Here is a 16,326-nt window from a genome sequence, read left to right on the forward strand (position 1 = left end):
TCTTTTGGGCGTTCTCCTTTCCAAAACCAAGTTGGCAACCGCTTGTTTTTTCTTGACTTAATTCGGTGGTTGAAGAAAAATTGATTAAGCTGTGCAGTCGTTACGCATTGAGATGTGGGCAGGAGAACAAATGCGGAAAAGCCTGGCGGCACCGTTGATTCATTATTGTCATGCACAAGAGATTCAACTGCATTCATCATGAAATCCAAATGGACCTGATGATATTGAGGAAAACAACATTCCGCAGGGGAGGCGGATCAGGATTGAGATTGTTTGAGTTTCGCTGACTCCGGGAAGATTGCCCATCATCGCAGGGAGGAAAGTTCATGCAGGAGGAGAAGAATCAGATTGTGTCGGGCATCCTCAAGGCCCGGGCGGAATTGGAGCAGGTGCTGTATGACCTGGAGAAACTGCCGGTCGTCAGTGAAAGTGCTGTTCATTTTGCCGCCCATGCATTGAATAACTTTCTCACCGTGGTAGGGGGGACAGTCGAATTGCTCCTGTTAGTGCTGGCGAAACATCCGGACGACCAGGTTCGCACCGGATTGGAAGCGTTGCAGCATGCCACTCAATTGATGACGCACACCGTCAGTCAAATGGTGAATGCCGAGACAGGACGGGATGCGACGCTGCGCTTCGAAAAGGTGGAACTGCCGATCATGGCTCAGCGGTTCAGGCTTTTTTATCAACGCATTGCAGATCAAAAACAGATTCAGTGTCTCTCGGTAGCCCCTGCGGATGTTCCTTCGGTGTGGACGGATCGGGTGGCGACGGCCGCCGCGCTGGATAACTTATTCTCGAACGCGGTGAAGTACTCACCACCCGGGAAGCGGATCTGGGTAGAAGTGGAGCCCCAGGATGATTGGGTGATTTGTCGTGTTCGCGATGAAGGTCCCGGCCTGAGTTTGGAAGACCAGGCCAAACTCTTTCAACCCGGTATTCAACTCACTCCGAGGCCCACGGCAGGAGAGCCGTCAACAGGGTACGGCTTGGCGGTCGCGAAGGAACTGATCGAGAAGGTGGGGGGACAGATTTGGTGTGAGAGCGTGTTTGGCCAGGGGGCCTGTTTCTCTTTTCGTCTTCCACAATACCGGGAAGCGGTGCATGGATCGGGGATGACCCAATCAGGTCCGCAAGAGGGAAAGGAGCGCAGGGACTGACCCGTATGCCGGGGCTGGTCGTGGCGCTCACAGCATGAGCTCCCTTCACGGCTCCCGGTGGCGGCCCAGACAGGTGTAGGCTTGAGTTGGGAGTCGGCCTAGCTATGACCTTTCGCAACAACGTCGCCGCGTTTCTTTGGGGCTTTTCGGCCATTTTCCTGGTGCTTGTTGCGGCTATGACATATGTGTTTATCCGCGACGGGGCACCATTCGGCTATTCTCCCATCATCGTCACTGGCGCGATGGCGCTCTTGTGGATCGGTGCGGTGGGTCTCACCGTATATTCCACGAGCAAACATTGCCTTCGAGTCACCGTCCGATCAGATTCACCCGTCTTCATTACATGGCGCTTCCCGTTCAGGAAGGAAGAAAGAATTGTGGCGCGTACCGACATCGCTCCTGCAACAGTGGTCGAGTCAACTGACGATGAAGGTGCCCCATACTTTCATGTTCGCGTCCCGATTCAGGATGGAACGATGATAGATATCGCAGAAGGTCACCATCGGGCGTCCTGTGAAGCAACGTGTCTACGCTTCAATGCGATACTGGGGCAGCGCTCGACTGAAGCAACTGTGTGAGGGAATGGCGAGAAGGTCTTAACGGTGTTCTGAGCAAGGCCCTTGAAGGAGAAACTCCTATGAAACCGAAACAATGCATCCTGTTCCCGCTTCTGACCCTGATCGCCTCGTTTCTTGGTTCGTCCCCGGCCTTGGCGGGTGGAGAAACCGCCAAGGCCGGGCTTGGGCAAGCGCAAGCGTCTGCAGTCAAATGGCAGGCGGACGCGGTCCTGGTCCAAATCATCACCATCTCAGGAAATATTGACGGCACCGCGGAGAAATGGAGCTTTCTCTTCCATTCACCTCAGGGGAAAAAGAGTTACAAGGTGGACGTGAAGGGCGGCAAGATTGACCAAACAACTGAAGTGTCGCCGAGTTTCACCGATGCGATGGCTGGAGACTTTATTGATAGTGACCAGGCGATGGCAGAAGCGAAAAAGAAAGGGCTCAAAGGGAAGCGCAGAGCCATGTTGACCCTTCATGTCATGCTTCAAGGCACCAAAAGCGAAGGCCCCTATTGGAATATTGTCAGTGATCAGGCGGAAGGCAGGAGCACGCTCATTAAGGCTGAGACCGGGAAGTTCTTCAGACACCAGCCACTCAAATAGAGGGTAATTGACCCCGGTCCGCTTTCTGCCAGGGCGAGGAAACCCCACATGCATTATTGAAAGTCTAACCCCTGTGGTTATGGCCGGGCCAACCCAGCTGTGTCACCTGACCGATTTTTCACGGAGAACAAGACGATGATTGCGATACCTATTAAGCAGTTTTAATGTCGAAAATGGGGTGTATCAAGATTCGAAGAGTTCGCGGACCAGACCCCTCTGCGGAATGATGGAACGGAACGTTCAAATGGCAAGCATTGTATGATCCGGGACCGGCACTGTGACTGTTCCTGCGTCAGTGCGGCACTGCATGATAATGTGGCTTCCCCGTCGGCGTACTTCAGAAAATCCTTGTCTTTGGAGTATTTTGCAGACATCTTTCCCAGAGAGAACCCGCAGCTTACCCATGTGCGGCTTCGAATCGCGTCACATACACTTCGGTGTGAAGACGACGCCCGATCTCGTCAGGATCCGCGCATTCGAGGAACATTTCTACCGCTTCCTTCAAATTAGCTGTCGCTTCTTCCACGGTGGTTCCCTGGCTGGCCACATCCAACTCAGGACAAAGGGCCACATACAGATCGCCCTCTTTTTCGACAACCGCAGTATAGCTGCTTGTCCCCATTATTTTTCCTCCTCGTTATTTGAGACTAAATGACCACTAAACATCTGGACATCACGATTGTATTCTTTTGTTTGTATTTGGCCGGATCGTTCCGAAGGACGTGAATTTTCTCACAATAGACCACGACATTCCGCTTCTTAGAATTTGGATGGGAAAGTTGGTTAAGGCTAGGCCACGGATAAGATCATGTCAAGCGGCTAATCCACTATGTTCCTTTCAAAGTGAGCTAATGAACTGGTGGGATGACGAAACACGTTCCAGATTACGGAAAGGAAAATAAAATTCGTCTGACCCATTTTTCGAATTCAACGGCGAAAAACACGATTGTTGAAAGGATGAGGCAGAGGCCGAGTTGGTTCAGAGTTAACGGCATCGTATGAAAGATGGGATTGAAAAATGGCACGTAGATTGTGGCCATTTGAAGGGCGAATGTGAGTACCACGGCCCCTAATAACCATTGATTGCTCAACGGCCCTCGCTGCAGAAATGAATCCTGTTCTGCACGAATGGCCAGCACATGTCCCATCTGGGACAAGGTGAGGACGGTGAACACCATGGTCTGCCATTGCGCCAGATTGGTCTCATAAGCCCACATTTCGGTGGCCAGCGACACGCCGCCCATGAGCAGGCCTACCCACAAGATATGTTGCCAGAGGCCACCGGCAAAGATGCTTTCATTCGGCGGGCGGGGAGGGCGCTGCATGATGTTGCGCTCTTCGGGTTCCATCGCGAGAGCGAGGCCGGGTAAGCCGTCGGTGACGAGATTGATCCATAAGATCTGAATCGGGAGCAGGGGAATCGGCAGGCCGAATAAGGGGGCCAGGAAAATCGTCCAGATTTCTCCGGAATTACTCGTCATCGTATATTTCACAAATTTGCGGATGTTGTCATAAATCCGGCGTCCGTCCCGGACAGCAGTGACAATAGTCGCAAAGTTATCATCCAACAGAATCATGTCGGAGGCTTCCCGGGCCACGTCGGTGCCGGTTTGCCCCATCGCGATGCCGATGTTGGCCTGGTTTAGCGCGGGGGCGTCATTCACCCCGTCACCGGTCATCGCGACAAACTCTCCTCTGTTTTGCAGGGCTTTGACGATGGCAATTTTTTGCGTGGGGGTAATGCGGGCATAGACCCGGGTATGCTCAACCAGTTGCGCCAGTTCTTCAGGGGAACGGTGTTCCAATTCCTGGCCGGTCAGCACCTTGGTGTCCTTATTGATAATGCCGACGCGTGAGGCAATGGCTTTGGCGGTGCCGGGGTGATCGCCGGTGATCATGACGGGGGTGATTCCTGCCGATTGGCAGAGGGCGACCGCCTTGGCGGCTTCTTTCCGTGGCGGGTCCATCATGCCGGCAAATCCGAGGAAGGTGAGTTCGCGTTCGACAGTCGAGGAAGTCATTTCCGTGGGTGCTTGATCCCATTGCCGATAGGCCACCGCCAACACCCGCAAGCCTTCATTGGCCATCTGTTCGGCCTGCTCTAATAGACTATCGATGTCTAGTGACACAGGGCCGGTCTGTGTGAGCATGGATTGGCAAAGCGGAAGAAGTTTTTCTGGCGATCCTTTGGTAAAAGAGATGGTGCCCTTCGGCATGCGATGCATTGTCGTCATGCATTGGCGGTCTGAGTCGAAGGGGATTTCTTCTATGCGGGGATTGGTGGTCTCTAATGTGCCTTTGTCATACCCGGCCTCCACGGCCGCCAGATACAAGGCCACTTCGGTGGGATCACCCAGGGTTTGGCCTTCGGTCTGTGCCTTTGCATCGTTGTTGAGCGCCAACCCCAGAAAAAACAGATGAATGGGATTGTGGAGGTCGGCGTCGCTGTCGGGTTGTCTACACGCGGAAGGGCGCAATACGTTCCCGGCCACCGACATCTGCTCCACACGCATGGAATTTTGTGTGAGCGTGCCTGTTTTATCGGAGCAAATATAAGTGACGGAGCCTAAGGTTTCCACAGCGGGCAGTCGACGGATCAACGCCTGTTTGCGGGCCATTTTCCGCGCACCCAGAGCCAGCGAAATGGTGACGACGGCTGGTAAGGCTTCAGGAATTGCGGCCACGGCCAGACTCACGGCCGTTAGGAACATGAGCACCGGCGGCTCACCTCGCCAGACGCCCACAGCAAACAACACAATACAGATGGCCAGAACGGCCAGCGCGAGACGTCGTCCAAACACCGCCAGGCGTTGTTGCAAAGGCGTTTTGATGTCTTCGTCCTTATGCAGGAGCGACGCGATCTGTCCTAGCTCGGTCTTTTGGCCTGTGCCAATGACGATCCCTGTGCCGCGCCCATATGTCAGGAGCGTGCCTTTATAGGCCATATTCCGTCGATCACCCAGGGGAAGCTTCGGGTCGTCCAGCGGGTCGGTCTGTTTGTCTACCGCAACGCTCTCGCCTGTGAGCGCGGATTCATCCGCTTTGAGTTGAATGGCTTCGACTAATCGAAGATCGGCAGGAATGAGGTCTCCGGCTTCCAGCAGGACGATGTCGCCCGGTACCACATCAAGCGTGGAGAGCGAGGCGATCTGCTGCTCACGTCGAATGCGCGTTGTAGGCGTGGCGAGCTTCTTGATAGCCTGCATGGCGCGATCCGCCCGATATTCCTGCACAAATCCAATGATGCCGTTGAGTACCACGATGATGACAATCGCCAGGGCATCCAGACGCTCCCCCAACATGCCCGAGACAATGGCGGCGCCAATGAGCACCAGGATCATAAAATCGGTGAATTGATCAACGAAGATTCGCGCGAGGCTACGCTGGCGATGTTCGGGAATGGTGTTTTGGCCATGTTGTTGCAACCGGCGGCGGGCTTCTCCGGCATTGAGCCCCGTGTAAGGATCGACTTCCAGCCGTTGACTGATATCCGGGATAGAAAGAGTATGCCAGACCGTGTCGCTTGGCGATGCGCGAGGGGTCTCCGCTCTATTGTTGGGTGTGTTGGTCATCTTGGCTGGAATGTGTCTTCAGAAGTGTTTGGAACATTGGTGAGTCTGCGTGGCGTCATAACTTTAATTTCATCAATTACAAATGGGACGAATAATCTGTGATCAGATTAGTCGTGGTCATCCTGAGACCATGGCGAAGGATCTGTGCCCTGGTTGAGATGTCACACCTTAGCCAGATCCTTCGTTCCACTCAGGATGACATATCCTTATTAGGATGGGTGCTTCTTATTGATGATTCAGCGCATTTAGCAAGCCGTGCCTGGCCGGTGAAACTTATAAGCTATCCCTCTTTAATTTGATACATCTTGTGGCATGCCAGGCATCTGGTCGTGATAGTCGACAGGCGTTGAAGAATGTCCTGTGATGTCGTACCCCCGTTGATCGCATCCGCCAATTCGTCAAAATCCCGATGTACGGACATTCCAAGCTGTTTGAGGGGAAGAGGAAGTTTAAGCATGAGTGAAGGATTGTCATCTACGGCCATTTTCATTCCGGCCGAACGGGCCGCCGCTGCAGCCTGAGCATGTCCTTGGGTCTGGTCAGGATCGCTCAGGCCCGTTACGACGCCATGCACGGCCTGGAGCAGTTGCCGCATTTCCGTCAGGATAAAGTCACGTTCGGTTGGAGCAAGATGCACAACAGTTCGCCCATCGGCTGAAGGGGTGGTCGCCCCTTGAAAAAAAAACCAGCCCAGCAGGCCTGCGCTGACTATCCAGAGCACGAGTGTAATCCGGCAAAGATTTTTTGAGAATGAAGGGAAAGATGCCAACTGGAGTCTCCTTATTTTTTCAATACCTGTTCGTTTAAGAAATCAACTGGGGCATTATTCTACATGACTAATGATTTTGACTGTACCTCTTTTCCCCAATGTTCCAGCGAAGCGTACTCGGCCTATTGAAGATTGTTGAGGTTTTGCTAGTTATATCGATCATTTCAAGTTCCCAAAAAATAAGGCATATCTCTTGCCAAATACATTATTAGTGAGTGCTAGCGACAGGATTACATTCAAGTGAATTGTTGGGAGGCCGATGATCCAAATCCGTATTCATGGCCGAGGAGGGCAGGGCGTGGTGACTGCTGCGGAGCTGCTTGCGTTAGCGGCATTCCGGGATGGGAAGGAAGCTCAGGCCTTTCCCAGTTTTGGATCTGAACGGACCGGTGCGCCGGTCACGGCATTCTGCCGGATCGATTCCCAACCGATTCGCAGTCGGGAGCCGGTCTATCATCCGGATGTCCTGCTCATACAGGACTCCACCCTGCTGCATCAGGTGGATGTCTTTGCCGGATTGGCTATGTCAGCCTTTGTTCTGATTAATTCCACACGAGATGTTGACGCGCTTCATCTTAGGGACTTTGTCATTCAACATCCCGAAATGCAGATGCATACGCTTCCGGCATCCGATCTGGCCCTGAAACATCTTGGGCGACCGTTTGCCAATATCGGGATGGTGGCCGGTTACGCGGCCCTGACCGGGGAAGTCAGCAAAGCTTCCGTGAATCAGGCGATCACAGAGAAGTTTCCGGGAACGATTGGAGAGTTGAATGCGGCGGTGGCTGCAGAGGTGTATGACTATGTTGCGGCAAATCTGGCCAAGGTCTAATGCAATCAAGGAATCAATGGACGACCATGAAACAACACATTGAAGGATCTCAAGCCGTGGCCCATGCCGTCGCGTTGTGTCGGCCTGAAGTGATGGCCTGTTATCCGATCTCTCCTCAAACCCATATTGTCGAAACTCTTTCACGCAAGGTGAAAGCCGGAGAAATCGGCAATTGCCAATTCCTGAATGTCGAATCGGAGTTCGGCGCCCTAAGCGTGCTGATCGGCGCCTCGGCCATGGGCGCGCGAACCTATACCGCGACGACGAGCCAGGGGCTGTTATTCATGGCGGAAGCGGTCTATAACGCAGCAGGGTTGGGGCTCCCCATTGTCATGACCATTGCCAATCGCGCCCTCGGCGCGCCGATCAATATCTGGAACGATCATTCGGATAGCATGTCTATGCGGGATGCCGGCTGGATTCAATTGTTTGCGGAAGATAATCAAGAAGCTGTCGATCTTCATATTCAAGCGTTTCGCCTGGCTGAGGAACTCAGTTGCCCGGTGATGGTCTGCATGGATGGCTATATTCTCACTCATGCCTATGAGGTGGTGGATCTTCCTACGCAAGAGCAGGTGGATGCGTATCTGCCGGCGTTTGAACCCGTTCAAGTGCTAGACCCGCAAGATCCGGTGTCCATCGGCGCGATGGTCGGACCGGAAGCTTTTGCCGAGGTACGGTACCTCGCGCATGACAAGCATCTGCGAGCATTAGAGGCGATCCCACGCCTCGCTCGGGCTTTTGAGGATATTTTTCAGCGTCGGTCCGGTGGACTGTTGAAGACCTATCACACGGATGAGGCGGAAACGATTCTGCTGGCACTGGGATCGGTGAACGGTACGATAAAAGACGCGGTGGATGACTTGCGGAAAGACGGATGGCCGGTCGGTTCTATTGCGCTCTGTGCATTTCGTCCCTTCCCCTCCCATGCTCTTCGCCATGTTGTTCAGGATGCCAAGCGGATCATTGTTTTTGAAAAAGACCTGGCGGTGGGAAAGGGTGGCATCGTGTCCAGCGATGTGAAGATGGCACTGCGGGGATTACCAACTATCGTGGATACGGTGATCGCCGGACTTGGAGGTCGCCCGATTCCTACAGCCTCGGTCATTGATACCGTGAAGCAAGCATGCCTGGAGGGTTTGGAGGAACCTCATTTCCTCGATCTGAATTGGGACGCCATTAATCGGGAATTGACCAGACAACAGGCGCAGCGGCGTTCGGGACCCACCGCAGAAAATATTCTCCGGGAAATCGGTGCTCCCGGTGCATCGCCCATTTAATTTTAGTCGTGAGGCCGGTATGTCCTATCAACGAGTGAAATTTTATCAAACGGGAACCTTCACGGTTGGCAACCGGTTACTGGATGAATCCGATCGCACAGTCCAAGCGGGGATGGATCGAACGAATTCACTCAATTCCGGCCATCGCGCCTGCCAGGGGTGCGGTGAAGCGCTGGGCGCCCGCTATGCCCTTGATGCGGTGATGCGCGCCACGCATCAGCAGATGGTTGCGGTGAATGCCACCGGCTGTTTGGAGGTCTTCTCCAGTCCCTATCCGGAAAGTGCCTGGCAGATTCCCTGGCTGCATTCGTTGTTCGGGAATGCACCGGCGGTGGCAAGCGGCGTGGCGGCAGCCCTGCGGGCCAAAGGCAGGACGGATATCCGAGTCATCGCCCAGGGGGGAGATGGTGCGACGGTTGATATCGGGTTCGGGTGTTTGTCGGGAATGTTCGAACGCAATGATGACGTGTTGTATGTCTGTTACGACAACGAGGCCTACATGAACACGGGAGTGCAGCGTTCGGGATCCACCCCGCCACGAGCCTGGACCAATACCACGCAGGCCGTGGGAACCGACCCCGGCAACCCCATGGGCATTGGAAAAAATCTGCCACGCATTGCGATGGCCCACGGTATTCCCTATGTGGCCACGGCCTCGGTGGCCGATCTCCATGATCTGGAAGCCAAAGTGACGAAGGCGATGAACTTCAGGGGCGCACGGTATATTCATATCCATGTGCCCTGTCCGCTAGGCTGGAAGTCCGATCCTGCGCACACGATCAAGGTCGCCCGCCTGGCGGTGGAAAGTGGCCTCTTTCCCTTGATTGAAGCCGAAGGGGGCGAGATGATCGATCGAACACCTATTAGAAAACAAGTACCTGTCGAGCAATACCTCGATCTCCAAGGTCGGTTCAAACATCTTTTGCATCCACGGGACGAGCGTGCTCTTGCCGCGATTCAGGCGATGGCAGATGCAAATATTCACCGGTATCAGCTACTTCCTGTAAAGGCATGATGATGGAACAGAAGCCCTTTGCCATTACTTTGAACCCCGCTTCAAGCCTGGCCAATCATACGGGAAACTGGCGGTCTATGCGTCCGATCTATGTTGATCACCTTCCGCCCTGCAATCAGGGTTGCCCGGCTGGCGAAAATATTCAAGGCTGGTTGTATGAGGCGGAGGAAGGGAAATATGAGCAGGCCTGGCGAAAAATTATGGAAGAGAATCCTTTCCCGGCGATTCATGGTCGGGTGTGTTATCACCCGTGTGAAACGGCCTGTAATCGGGGCCAGCTCGATGAGCCCGTGAGCATTCATGCCGTTGAGCGATTTTTAGGCGATTACGCGATTGAGCAGGGTTGGCAGGTGGAGGCGGGCGTGGCAACCGGAAGGCGGGTCCTGGTCGTCGGCGCGGGACCGAGCGGGCTTTCTGCTGCGTATCATCTCGCCCGTTTGGGACATACGGTAACAATCATTGAAGCGGGGCCGAAGCCGGGGGGTATGATGCGGTTCGGGATTCCACAATACCGTCTGCCACGGAATGTCCTGGACGCCGAAATTGCAAGAATTGACGCCATGGGCGTTTCGATCCATCTGAATCAAAAGGTTGATCATTTAGAAAGGACCATCCAAGAGGGCGGATTCGATGCCGTGTTTCTGGCCATTGGGGCTCATCTGAGTAAACGGGTTGATATTCCCGGCCGGGATGCCGGCCGGATGATCGATGCCTTGGGATTTCTGAAAGGAATGGATGGCCAGACTGTTCCCAAGATCGGTCGGCGGGTCGTCGTCTATGGTGGAGGTGATACGGCTATTGATGCCGCGCGAACCGCCAAGCGCCTGGGTGCCGAGGAAACGATCCTGATTTATCGGCGTGATCGCGGGCATATGCCCGCCCATGATTTTGAAGTGGAAGAAGCCTTGGAGGAGGGGGTGCTGACACGATGGCTGCATACCATCAGACAAGTGGACAATACGACGTTGACGGTTGAAGAGATGACATTGGATGAGCAGGGGCGCCCTCAACCCACCGGGCGGATTGAGACCTTGGAAGCCGACACGGTTATTCTGGCGGTGGGCCAGGAAGTGGATACCGGGTTTTTAGAGAATGTGCCGGGATTGGATATTTCGTCCGATGGGGTGATTCAAGTCGATGCCTCAATGATGACCGGACGTGCGGGAGTGTTTGCCGGGGGAGATATGGTTCCTGCAGAGCGTACGGTGACGGTGGCCACGGGCCATGGGAAAAAAGCGGCACGGCATATTGATGCGTATCTCTGCGGAAGTGAGTATCGGAAATCATCGTCCAATACCGTTGCGACGTATGACCGGCTCAATACCTGGTATTACACCGATGCGGATAAGAGTCGGCAGCCCTACCTGGATCTAGCCAGGCGTCGCGCCAGCTTTGAAGAGGTGGTCGGCGGTTTGGATACGGACACGGCCTTGCTCGAAGCCCGACGCTGTCTCTCTTGCGGAAATTGCTTTGAGTGCGATACCTGTTATGGCGTGTGTCCGGACAACGCCATTATCAAATTAGGCCCCGGTCGACGATATGAAGTGAATTATGACTATTGCAAGGGTTGTGGTGTGTGCGCGGAAGAATGTCCATGCGGCGCCATCGATATGGTTAAGGAAGTCAGATAGGAACAGGACATTGGTGCACACAATGGAATTTAGTAGTTTGAACAGGTACGAAGAGTTATTTGACAGCCATACACACGGCACAAAGGATGTGTCACACCCGGGAGACGACGTATGAAATACCTACTAGCAGTTGATGGATCGGATCAATCGGTTGATGCGATACGTGCGTTGGAAGCGCTGAGCCCGGCGGAGAGCCTGATGGTGTTACATGTGGTGAATGTGCCGGGTATCCCCTATCCGTCCATCGGGGCGGGGATCGCAAAAGATTTGAGGTTGGCGGTGGACAAAGCGATGAGGGAAGAAGGCGAACGCATCATTGAGCAGGCATTGTCCCTCCTGCCTCTTCATCCGGGATCGGTCATGAGACGACTGGAAATGGGGACTCCTGCCGAAGTCATTCTTACCATGGTCAAGGAAAAGGGAATCGATCTCGTGGTAATGGGCGCCAGGGGTATTGGTCAGATTCGAGAGCAAATGTTGGGGAGCGTTTCGCATCGTGTGATGACGCATGCGTCGTGTTCAACCCTGATTATTAAGAAGCCCACTCGCAAGATCCAGCAGGTATTAATTCCTGTTGAAAGTCAGGAAGACGGCAAAATGGTCGTGGGGTTTTTGAAAAAGAAGCCGTTCCGAGAGCCGATTACTGCGACCGTTCTGCATGTCATTCCGTTTTCAGAACCGGTCTGGCCGATGGGGGCGATGATTTCTCCGGAATTTCGAAAAGAGATGATCGCCTATGGGGAGAAATTTACGAACGGGCTCAGCGCGGAATTGAAGCAGATGGGGCATGAGGCCAAAGGGGTTGTTGTGGTCGGGGCACCCTCACCCACGATCATTGAGGAAGCGAACAAATATGGTGCTGATGTGATCCTGATGCGGACACATAGCCGATCCGGCGTGAGTCGCTTTCTTTTGGGGAGCGTCTCCCATTCCGTGGTGCATCACACTGATTCTTCAATTTTGTTTGTGCGAGAATGACTCGGTTTAAAGGATCAATCTGGACAAATAATCCGTTTCCGAGGCTGTATGCATAAAACCTGGTACCTTTTTGGTGCAATTGCGATAGGTGTGTTAGTTTTTCTCTATCTGGTGTTTTGGTGTCCCAGCCCCTGCCAGTAAAGGCAATCTCGATTTCAGTGGCACGTCCTCCTGCATCCGCTGGCGACACATTTTTTGTCGATTGTGCACCCTGTCCGGCTGCACTCCCCGAAGAGGTCGATCTGGTCCCTTTGGAGTGGTAGACTGGAAATTGGCTCCCCGGTCCCGCCAAATTTTTCGGCCTGTTCAGGCCACATTCCTGAAGAATCTGCTGGGATATTAAGTTCTTTTAAATATTTGTGTATTTGGGGCATTCCGGCCCACCATATGAGGGTGCTGGAAAAATATCAGGGGGCCCTATACGCTGGTGGACCCTTCGGGGCGCTCAGAAGCTGACAGGCGACAAAAAACTAGATTGTCCGTTATAATAAGGTAAGTATAAAAAGGAGAGGTATTTCCTCTTTTGTTTAAAAGGATATCAATACATGATTAATAAAGCGGACAGGAAGAAGGTCTCAATGCTTCTGGGGTTAGTCTTAACCCTTAATGTGGTATGTGCCAATAGTCTTGGGGCTAGTCCGTCTGTTCATCAGATTCCGCATCTGATCATTCCCATCCTGGGGACATCTCTCAACAAACAATTCAGGCCGGTGGGCATGGTGAGCCAGGTGGTGATTGATGTCTATGAACGTCAGGATCATAACGGCCTTCAAATCCAATTTCATACCGAACCAGGAAATTTTTCGTTGTTTGCCCGTCAGTCGATCCATGCAGCCATCACTCGGGCGCTGGCTGCTGCCAATCTTCCGTCGGAATCCTGGACTGTCCTCCTGAAATTTCCCTATACCGGACTCACGGTCTATGGGGAAAGCCTTTCGGCCATGGTGGGCCTGAGCGTGGTGTCCATGATCAAGGGAGATCATCTCCTGGAAGGACGGGCCCTCACCGGAACGATCACGGAAGGAGGATCGATCGGAGCGGTGGGAGGGCTTCAACTCAAAATCTTAGCTGCTTACGAAAATCACTTTGAGCGTGTGTTAGTTCCCAGCGAGTATGATGTACGGGATGGAGATTGGCGTACCCCGTTTTTGATGCAGGTCTCCCCTGTTGGGACGGTCGATGAAGCCTACTTCGGGCTGACCGGACATCATTTGGCGACCCTTCCTTAAGACCTACCGTTCAGTTTTCCTGCAGTTGCCGGGTACGATGGATTCCGGCCTAAGACCCTGGTTCCTTGCCGCAAAACTCAATGAAAGGGGCTGTTGAAAAAAGCCGCCAGCGGCGTTCTCCCCATTTTTCCGTGCTCACGTACTGGAAGTACGCTCTGCGCGCAAAAATGACTGCGGCCTTACTGGACGAACTTTTTTGAACCGCCCCGAGACCCTAATATGCCACGTGCCTCTGGGGCAATATGCCCTTGGAAATTGGTTTTATTCAACACTCCATGAAATGATCTCCACAGTGTGGAAAGTCTTATTGAATTTCGCCCACAGGCCGGAACCCTATCGCTTGATTTGGTCCTTCCCCTTGCGAATTCTCTTCAGCAATTCTTTATGAGAATTAGGACATCGCCGGAGGGAGGTTTTCTTTGGTCAGTGTTAAAAAATGTGTTGCGCAGGAGATGCAGGGATCATAACTGCGAATCAGTTCTTCGCATTTCATCGCCGTTTCCTGATCGTTGAGATGAAGGATGTCTGGCAGAAGGTTTCGAAGATCGTCCTCCATGCGGCGTTGATTTTGGGAGGTTGGCGGCACAATCTTGGCGAGGCGAATGGTTCCATCAGCCTTGACCTCATAACGATGATATAAAAGCCCTCGCGGGGCTTCGGTCGCGGCCATACCGGTTCCTGCGCGGAGTGTCACTGGAACGTCCGGAGCAGTTGGTCGCTCATACTGGTCAATGAGTCGAAGGGCCTCGTCAAAGGCATAGAGCACTTCCACCGATCGTGCCACGATACCCATGGACGCGCGGTTGAAAGGGAGAACCAATCCCGTGCTCTGTAAGACGTCTTTGGCCAACAACGAAAGCTGGTCCTGGTTGAGAGCGAGCCGGGCTAACGGCCCTGTGAGATAAGATTGTCCATTCAACGTGCAGTGGAGGGCATTGGAATAGGGTACTTGTTCTTCATGGAAATGATGTTCAAACTCCGATGCGGCCATGCGGAGCCCTCGATTGGTGACGACGTCGCCTTCATTCATCGGATATTCAGAAGGTCCCCGGAGGGCGAGGAAGGTATAAGCCTGTTCGGGATCTTGAAACTCAAACCCGCTCACCCATCGAAGCGTTTCCGCAGCGGCATCTCTGGCCCAAAGGAATTCGTCCTTCAGCCCATGTAAGGCATTCCTGGTCGGCACTTGGGAGAATCCGCCAATCTTCACGGAAACCGGATGCACCGATCGTCCCCCTAACAGCGTTAACAGATCATTGCCCGCTTTTTTCATTCGAAGCCCTCGCTTCACAAGGTCTGGATGGGAACGAGCCATTTCAAACCCACTGTCGAATCCTAAGAAATCCGGACCCTGGAGCATATAAATATGCAGAACATGACTTTCAATCCATTCCCCGCAATAGAGCAGTCGACGTAAGTCGCGAAGGCTTTGTGGCATCTGCACATGGAAGATTTGTTCCATGGCATGGACTGCACTCATTTGATAAGCCACAGGACAGATACCGCAAATACGGGCCACAATATCGGGCACTTCGGTGACGTGACGTCCCTGAAGGAAGGCTTCAAAAAATCGTGGAGGTTCAAAAATCCGGAGTTGGACATCCCGGACCTGACCATCCTGGACGGTGATGTGAAGGGCCCCTTCCCCTTCTACCCTGGCCATCATGTCGATTTTGATGGTTCTTGATTTGTCAGGAGTCCCAGGCATCGCTTTCCTTCCGGAACGGCTGAACCGATCCGTTGATTCCTCGAAAACGGCGAACCATCTCCAGGGGAATGAGTTGCAGATGCTCATGAAATTGTTTGGCTAGAGATCCCGTATTTGGGGGCACTCCGGGAATCACTGATTCCTGTTCGGCCGGGCCAAAGCACCCATAACACTCCCGGCCCATAGCGGGGCAGATGGCCCCGCACCCGGTACGCGTCACCGGTCCAAGACAGGGCAGTCCCTTTGCGACCAGGACGCAGACATGTCCCTGGCGTTTACAGTCCAGGCATACACTGTGTGCGGGAATGCTGGGAGTGACGCCTCTCAGCAAATCGGTGAGCACTCGAAGGAGTTGTGGCTTATCAATCGGGCATCCCCACAATTCATAGTCCACCTTGACGTGTTCGGAAATAGGAGTCGATGTGCTTAGGCTGTGAATGTATTCGGGGCTGGGATATACCGTTTGCTTAAAGGCTTCCACATCGCCCCAGTTCCGAAGAGCCTGAATGCCGCCGGAAGTCGCACAGGCACCGATGGTGATCAAGATGGTTGTCTGTTGCCGGAGATCGAGAACTCGAGAAAGATCTTCAGGACAGGTAATGGAGCCTTCAACGAATGTAATATCATACGGGCCAGGCTGCAAATTGCTGGAGGCTTCGGGAAAATAGGCGATGTCGAGGGCCTCTCCCAACGCCAGCAAATCGTCCTCCATATTCAGGATGCTTAGCTGGCATCCGTCACAAGAAGCAAATTTCACCACCGCAATCCGGGGGCGGGGCCTGGTGGAAGGATTCTGAGTTGGGGTAGTTGTTCGGTTCATATTCATCACCGGCTATTAAACAGGGAAAATCCCATTTTTGAACACCCACAGCAGAGAAAGAAGTTTATTCTTTTTCTGCGTCATTCCCGACTTTTTTCATCGGGAATCCATTTATTCTCGTTCCCCTCCTTTGGGAGGGGCGAGGGGAGGTAGAGTTTCCCAGGCTG

The 16,326-nt window shown here is 53.4% G+C and carries 15 protein-coding genes; 9 read left to right on the plus strand and 6 right to left on the minus strand.

Going from position 1 to position 16,326, the window contains the following annotated elements:
- Positions 1-326 precede the first annotated feature (326 nt).
- From PQG83_RS20630 to PQG83_RS20640, 3 genes are all read left to right on the plus strand, one after another.
- The gene (locus PQG83_RS20630) at positions 327-1,160 is read left to right on the plus strand and encodes a sensor histidine kinase (protein ID WP_312745168.1); all 834 of its coding nucleotides are present in this window, start codon (positions 327-329) and stop codon (positions 1,158-1,160) included.
- A 104-nt stretch (positions 1,161-1,264) separates the two neighbouring features.
- Entirely contained in the window at positions 1,265-1,738 is a 474-nt protein-coding gene (locus PQG83_RS20635; RefSeq protein ID WP_312745170.1) for a hypothetical protein, read from the plus strand.
- Positions 1,739-1,797: 59 nt separating this feature from the next.
- Positions 1,798-2,325 (plus strand): hypothetical protein, encoded by a 528-nt coding sequence (locus tag PQG83_RS20640; protein WP_312745172.1) that lies wholly within the window; start codon positions 1,798-1,800, stop codon positions 2,323-2,325.
- Positions 2,326-2,565: 240 nt separating this feature from the next.
- On the opposite strand, the gene PQG83_RS20645 is transcribed toward PQG83_RS20640, so the two are convergent.
- The 4 genes from PQG83_RS20645 to PQG83_RS20660 all read right to left on the minus strand — a co-directional run bounded on the left by PQG83_RS20645 (position 2,566) and on the right by PQG83_RS20660 (position 6,666).
- Positions 2,566-2,730 carry a type II toxin-antitoxin system HicA family toxin gene (locus PQG83_RS20645; RefSeq protein WP_312745174.1) on the minus strand — a complete coding sequence of 55 codons (165 nt, stop codon included), beginning with the start codon at positions 2,728-2,730 and terminating at the stop codon, positions 2,566-2,568.
- Positions 2,723-2,947 carry a type II toxin-antitoxin system HicB family antitoxin gene (locus PQG83_RS20650; RefSeq protein ID WP_312745177.1) on the minus strand — a complete coding sequence of 75 codons (225 nt, stop codon included), beginning with the start codon at positions 2,945-2,947 and terminating at the stop codon, positions 2,723-2,725. Before PQG83_RS20650 ends, PQG83_RS20645 begins: the two co-directional genes overlap by 8 nt.
- Positions 2,948-3,209: 262 nt before the next feature.
- Positions 3,210-5,897, minus strand: coding sequence for a cation-translocating P-type ATPase (locus tag PQG83_RS20655; protein ID WP_312745179.1), 2,688 nt, complete (start codon positions 5,895-5,897; stop codon positions 3,210-3,212).
- Between the two features lie 280 nt (positions 5,898-6,177).
- On the minus strand, positions 6,178-6,666 hold the full coding sequence (locus PQG83_RS20660; RefSeq protein WP_312745181.1) for a hypothetical protein: 489 nt from the start codon (positions 6,664-6,666) through the stop codon (positions 6,178-6,180).
- A gap of 259 nt (positions 6,667-6,925) precedes the next feature.
- On the opposite strand from PQG83_RS20660, the gene PQG83_RS20665 reads away from it, so the two are divergent.
- From PQG83_RS20665 to PQG83_RS20690, 6 genes are all read left to right on the plus strand, one after another.
- Entirely contained in the window at positions 6,926-7,498 is a 573-nt protein-coding gene (locus PQG83_RS20665) for a 2-oxoacid:acceptor oxidoreductase family protein (protein WP_312745183.1), read from the plus strand.
- A 26-nt stretch (positions 7,499-7,524) separates the two neighbouring features.
- Complete coding sequence (gene porA / locus PQG83_RS20670; protein ID WP_312745185.1) at positions 7,525-8,778, plus strand: pyruvate ferredoxin oxidoreductase; 1,254 nt, start codon at positions 7,525-7,527, stop codon at positions 8,776-8,778.
- A 19-nt stretch (positions 8,779-8,797) separates the two neighbouring features.
- Complete coding sequence (locus PQG83_RS20675; protein WP_312745188.1) at positions 8,798-9,793, plus strand: thiamine pyrophosphate-dependent enzyme; 996 nt, start codon at positions 8,798-8,800, stop codon at positions 9,791-9,793.
- Positions 9,793-11,424 carry an NAD(P)-binding protein gene (locus PQG83_RS20680; RefSeq protein ID WP_376753618.1) on the plus strand — a complete coding sequence of 544 codons (1,632 nt, stop codon included), beginning with the start codon at positions 9,793-9,795 and terminating at the stop codon, positions 11,422-11,424. The genes PQG83_RS20675 and PQG83_RS20680 overlap by 1 nt, the downstream gene beginning before the upstream one ends.
- A 111-nt stretch (positions 11,425-11,535) precedes the next feature.
- Positions 11,536-12,402, plus strand: coding sequence for a universal stress protein (locus tag PQG83_RS20685; protein ID WP_312745193.1), 867 nt, complete (start codon positions 11,536-11,538; stop codon positions 12,400-12,402).
- Positions 12,403-12,947: 545 nt separating this feature from the next.
- On the plus strand, positions 12,948-13,631 hold the full coding sequence (locus PQG83_RS20690; protein WP_312745196.1) for a S16 family serine protease: 684 nt from the start codon (positions 12,948-12,950) through the stop codon (positions 13,629-13,631).
- 391 nt (positions 13,632-14,022) lie between these two features.
- Here PQG83_RS20690 and PQG83_RS20695 read toward each other — a convergent pair whose 3' ends face one another.
- Positions 14,023-15,339, minus strand: coding sequence for a Ni/Fe hydrogenase subunit alpha (locus PQG83_RS20695; protein WP_312745198.1), 1,317 nt, complete (start codon positions 15,337-15,339; stop codon positions 14,023-14,025).
- Positions 15,323-16,159: an NADH-quinone oxidoreductase subunit B family protein gene (locus tag PQG83_RS20700; RefSeq protein WP_312745199.1), complete on the minus strand. Its 837-nt coding sequence runs from the start codon at positions 16,157-16,159 to the stop codon at positions 15,323-15,325. The genes PQG83_RS20695 and PQG83_RS20700 overlap by 17 nt, the downstream gene beginning before the upstream one ends.
- Positions 16,160-16,326: the final 167 nt, after the last annotated feature.

Origin of the sequence: Candidatus Nitrospira neomarina, from assembly GCF_032051675.1 — a bacterium.
Classification (GTDB): Bacteria; Nitrospirota; Nitrospiria; order Nitrospirales; family UBA8639; genus Nitrospira_E; species Nitrospira_E neomarina.

Excerpts from the sequence above, each read along its gene's own strand:
- porA (WP_312745185.1), top strand. The coding sequence starts at position 7,525 with ATGAAACAACACATTGAAGGATCTCAAGCCGTGGCCCATGCCGTCGCG.
- PQG83_RS20680 (WP_376753618.1), top strand. The coding sequence starts at position 9,793 with ATGATGGAACAGAAGCCCTTTGCCATTACTTTGAACCCCGCTTCAAGC.
- PQG83_RS20700 (WP_312745199.1), bottom strand. The coding sequence starts at position 16,159 with ATGAACCGAACAACTACCCCAACTCAGAATCCTTCCACCAGGCCCCGC.
- PQG83_RS20635 (WP_312745170.1), top strand. The coding sequence starts at position 1,265 with ATGACCTTTCGCAACAACGTCGCCGCGTTTCTTTGGGGCTTTTCGGCC.
- PQG83_RS20665 (WP_312745183.1), top strand. The coding sequence starts at position 6,926 with ATGATCCAAATCCGTATTCATGGCCGAGGAGGGCAGGGCGTGGTGACT.
- PQG83_RS20630 (WP_312745168.1), top strand. The coding sequence starts at position 327 with ATGCAGGAGGAGAAGAATCAGATTGTGTCGGGCATCCTCAAGGCCCGG.
- PQG83_RS20650 (WP_312745177.1), bottom strand. The coding sequence starts at position 2,947 with ATGGGGACAAGCAGCTATACTGCGGTTGTCGAAAAAGAGGGCGATCTG.
- PQG83_RS20640 (WP_312745172.1), top strand. The coding sequence starts at position 1,798 with ATGAAACCGAAACAATGCATCCTGTTCCCGCTTCTGACCCTGATCGCC.
- PQG83_RS20690 (WP_312745196.1), top strand. The coding sequence starts at position 12,948 with ATGATTAATAAAGCGGACAGGAAGAAGGTCTCAATGCTTCTGGGGTTA.
- PQG83_RS20685 (WP_312745193.1), top strand. The coding sequence starts at position 11,536 with ATGAAATACCTACTAGCAGTTGATGGATCGGATCAATCGGTTGATGCG.
- PQG83_RS20645 (WP_312745174.1), bottom strand. The coding sequence starts at position 2,730 with ATGGGTAAGCTGCGGGTTCTCTCTGGGAAAGATGTCTGCAAAATACTC.
- PQG83_RS20695 (WP_312745198.1), bottom strand. The coding sequence starts at position 15,339 with ATGCCTGGGACTCCTGACAAATCAAGAACCATCAAAATCGACATGATG.
- PQG83_RS20655 (WP_312745179.1), bottom strand. The coding sequence starts at position 5,897 with ATGACCAACACACCCAACAATAGAGCGGAGACCCCTCGCGCATCGCCA.
- PQG83_RS20675 (WP_312745188.1), top strand. The coding sequence starts at position 8,798 with ATGTCCTATCAACGAGTGAAATTTTATCAAACGGGAACCTTCACGGTT.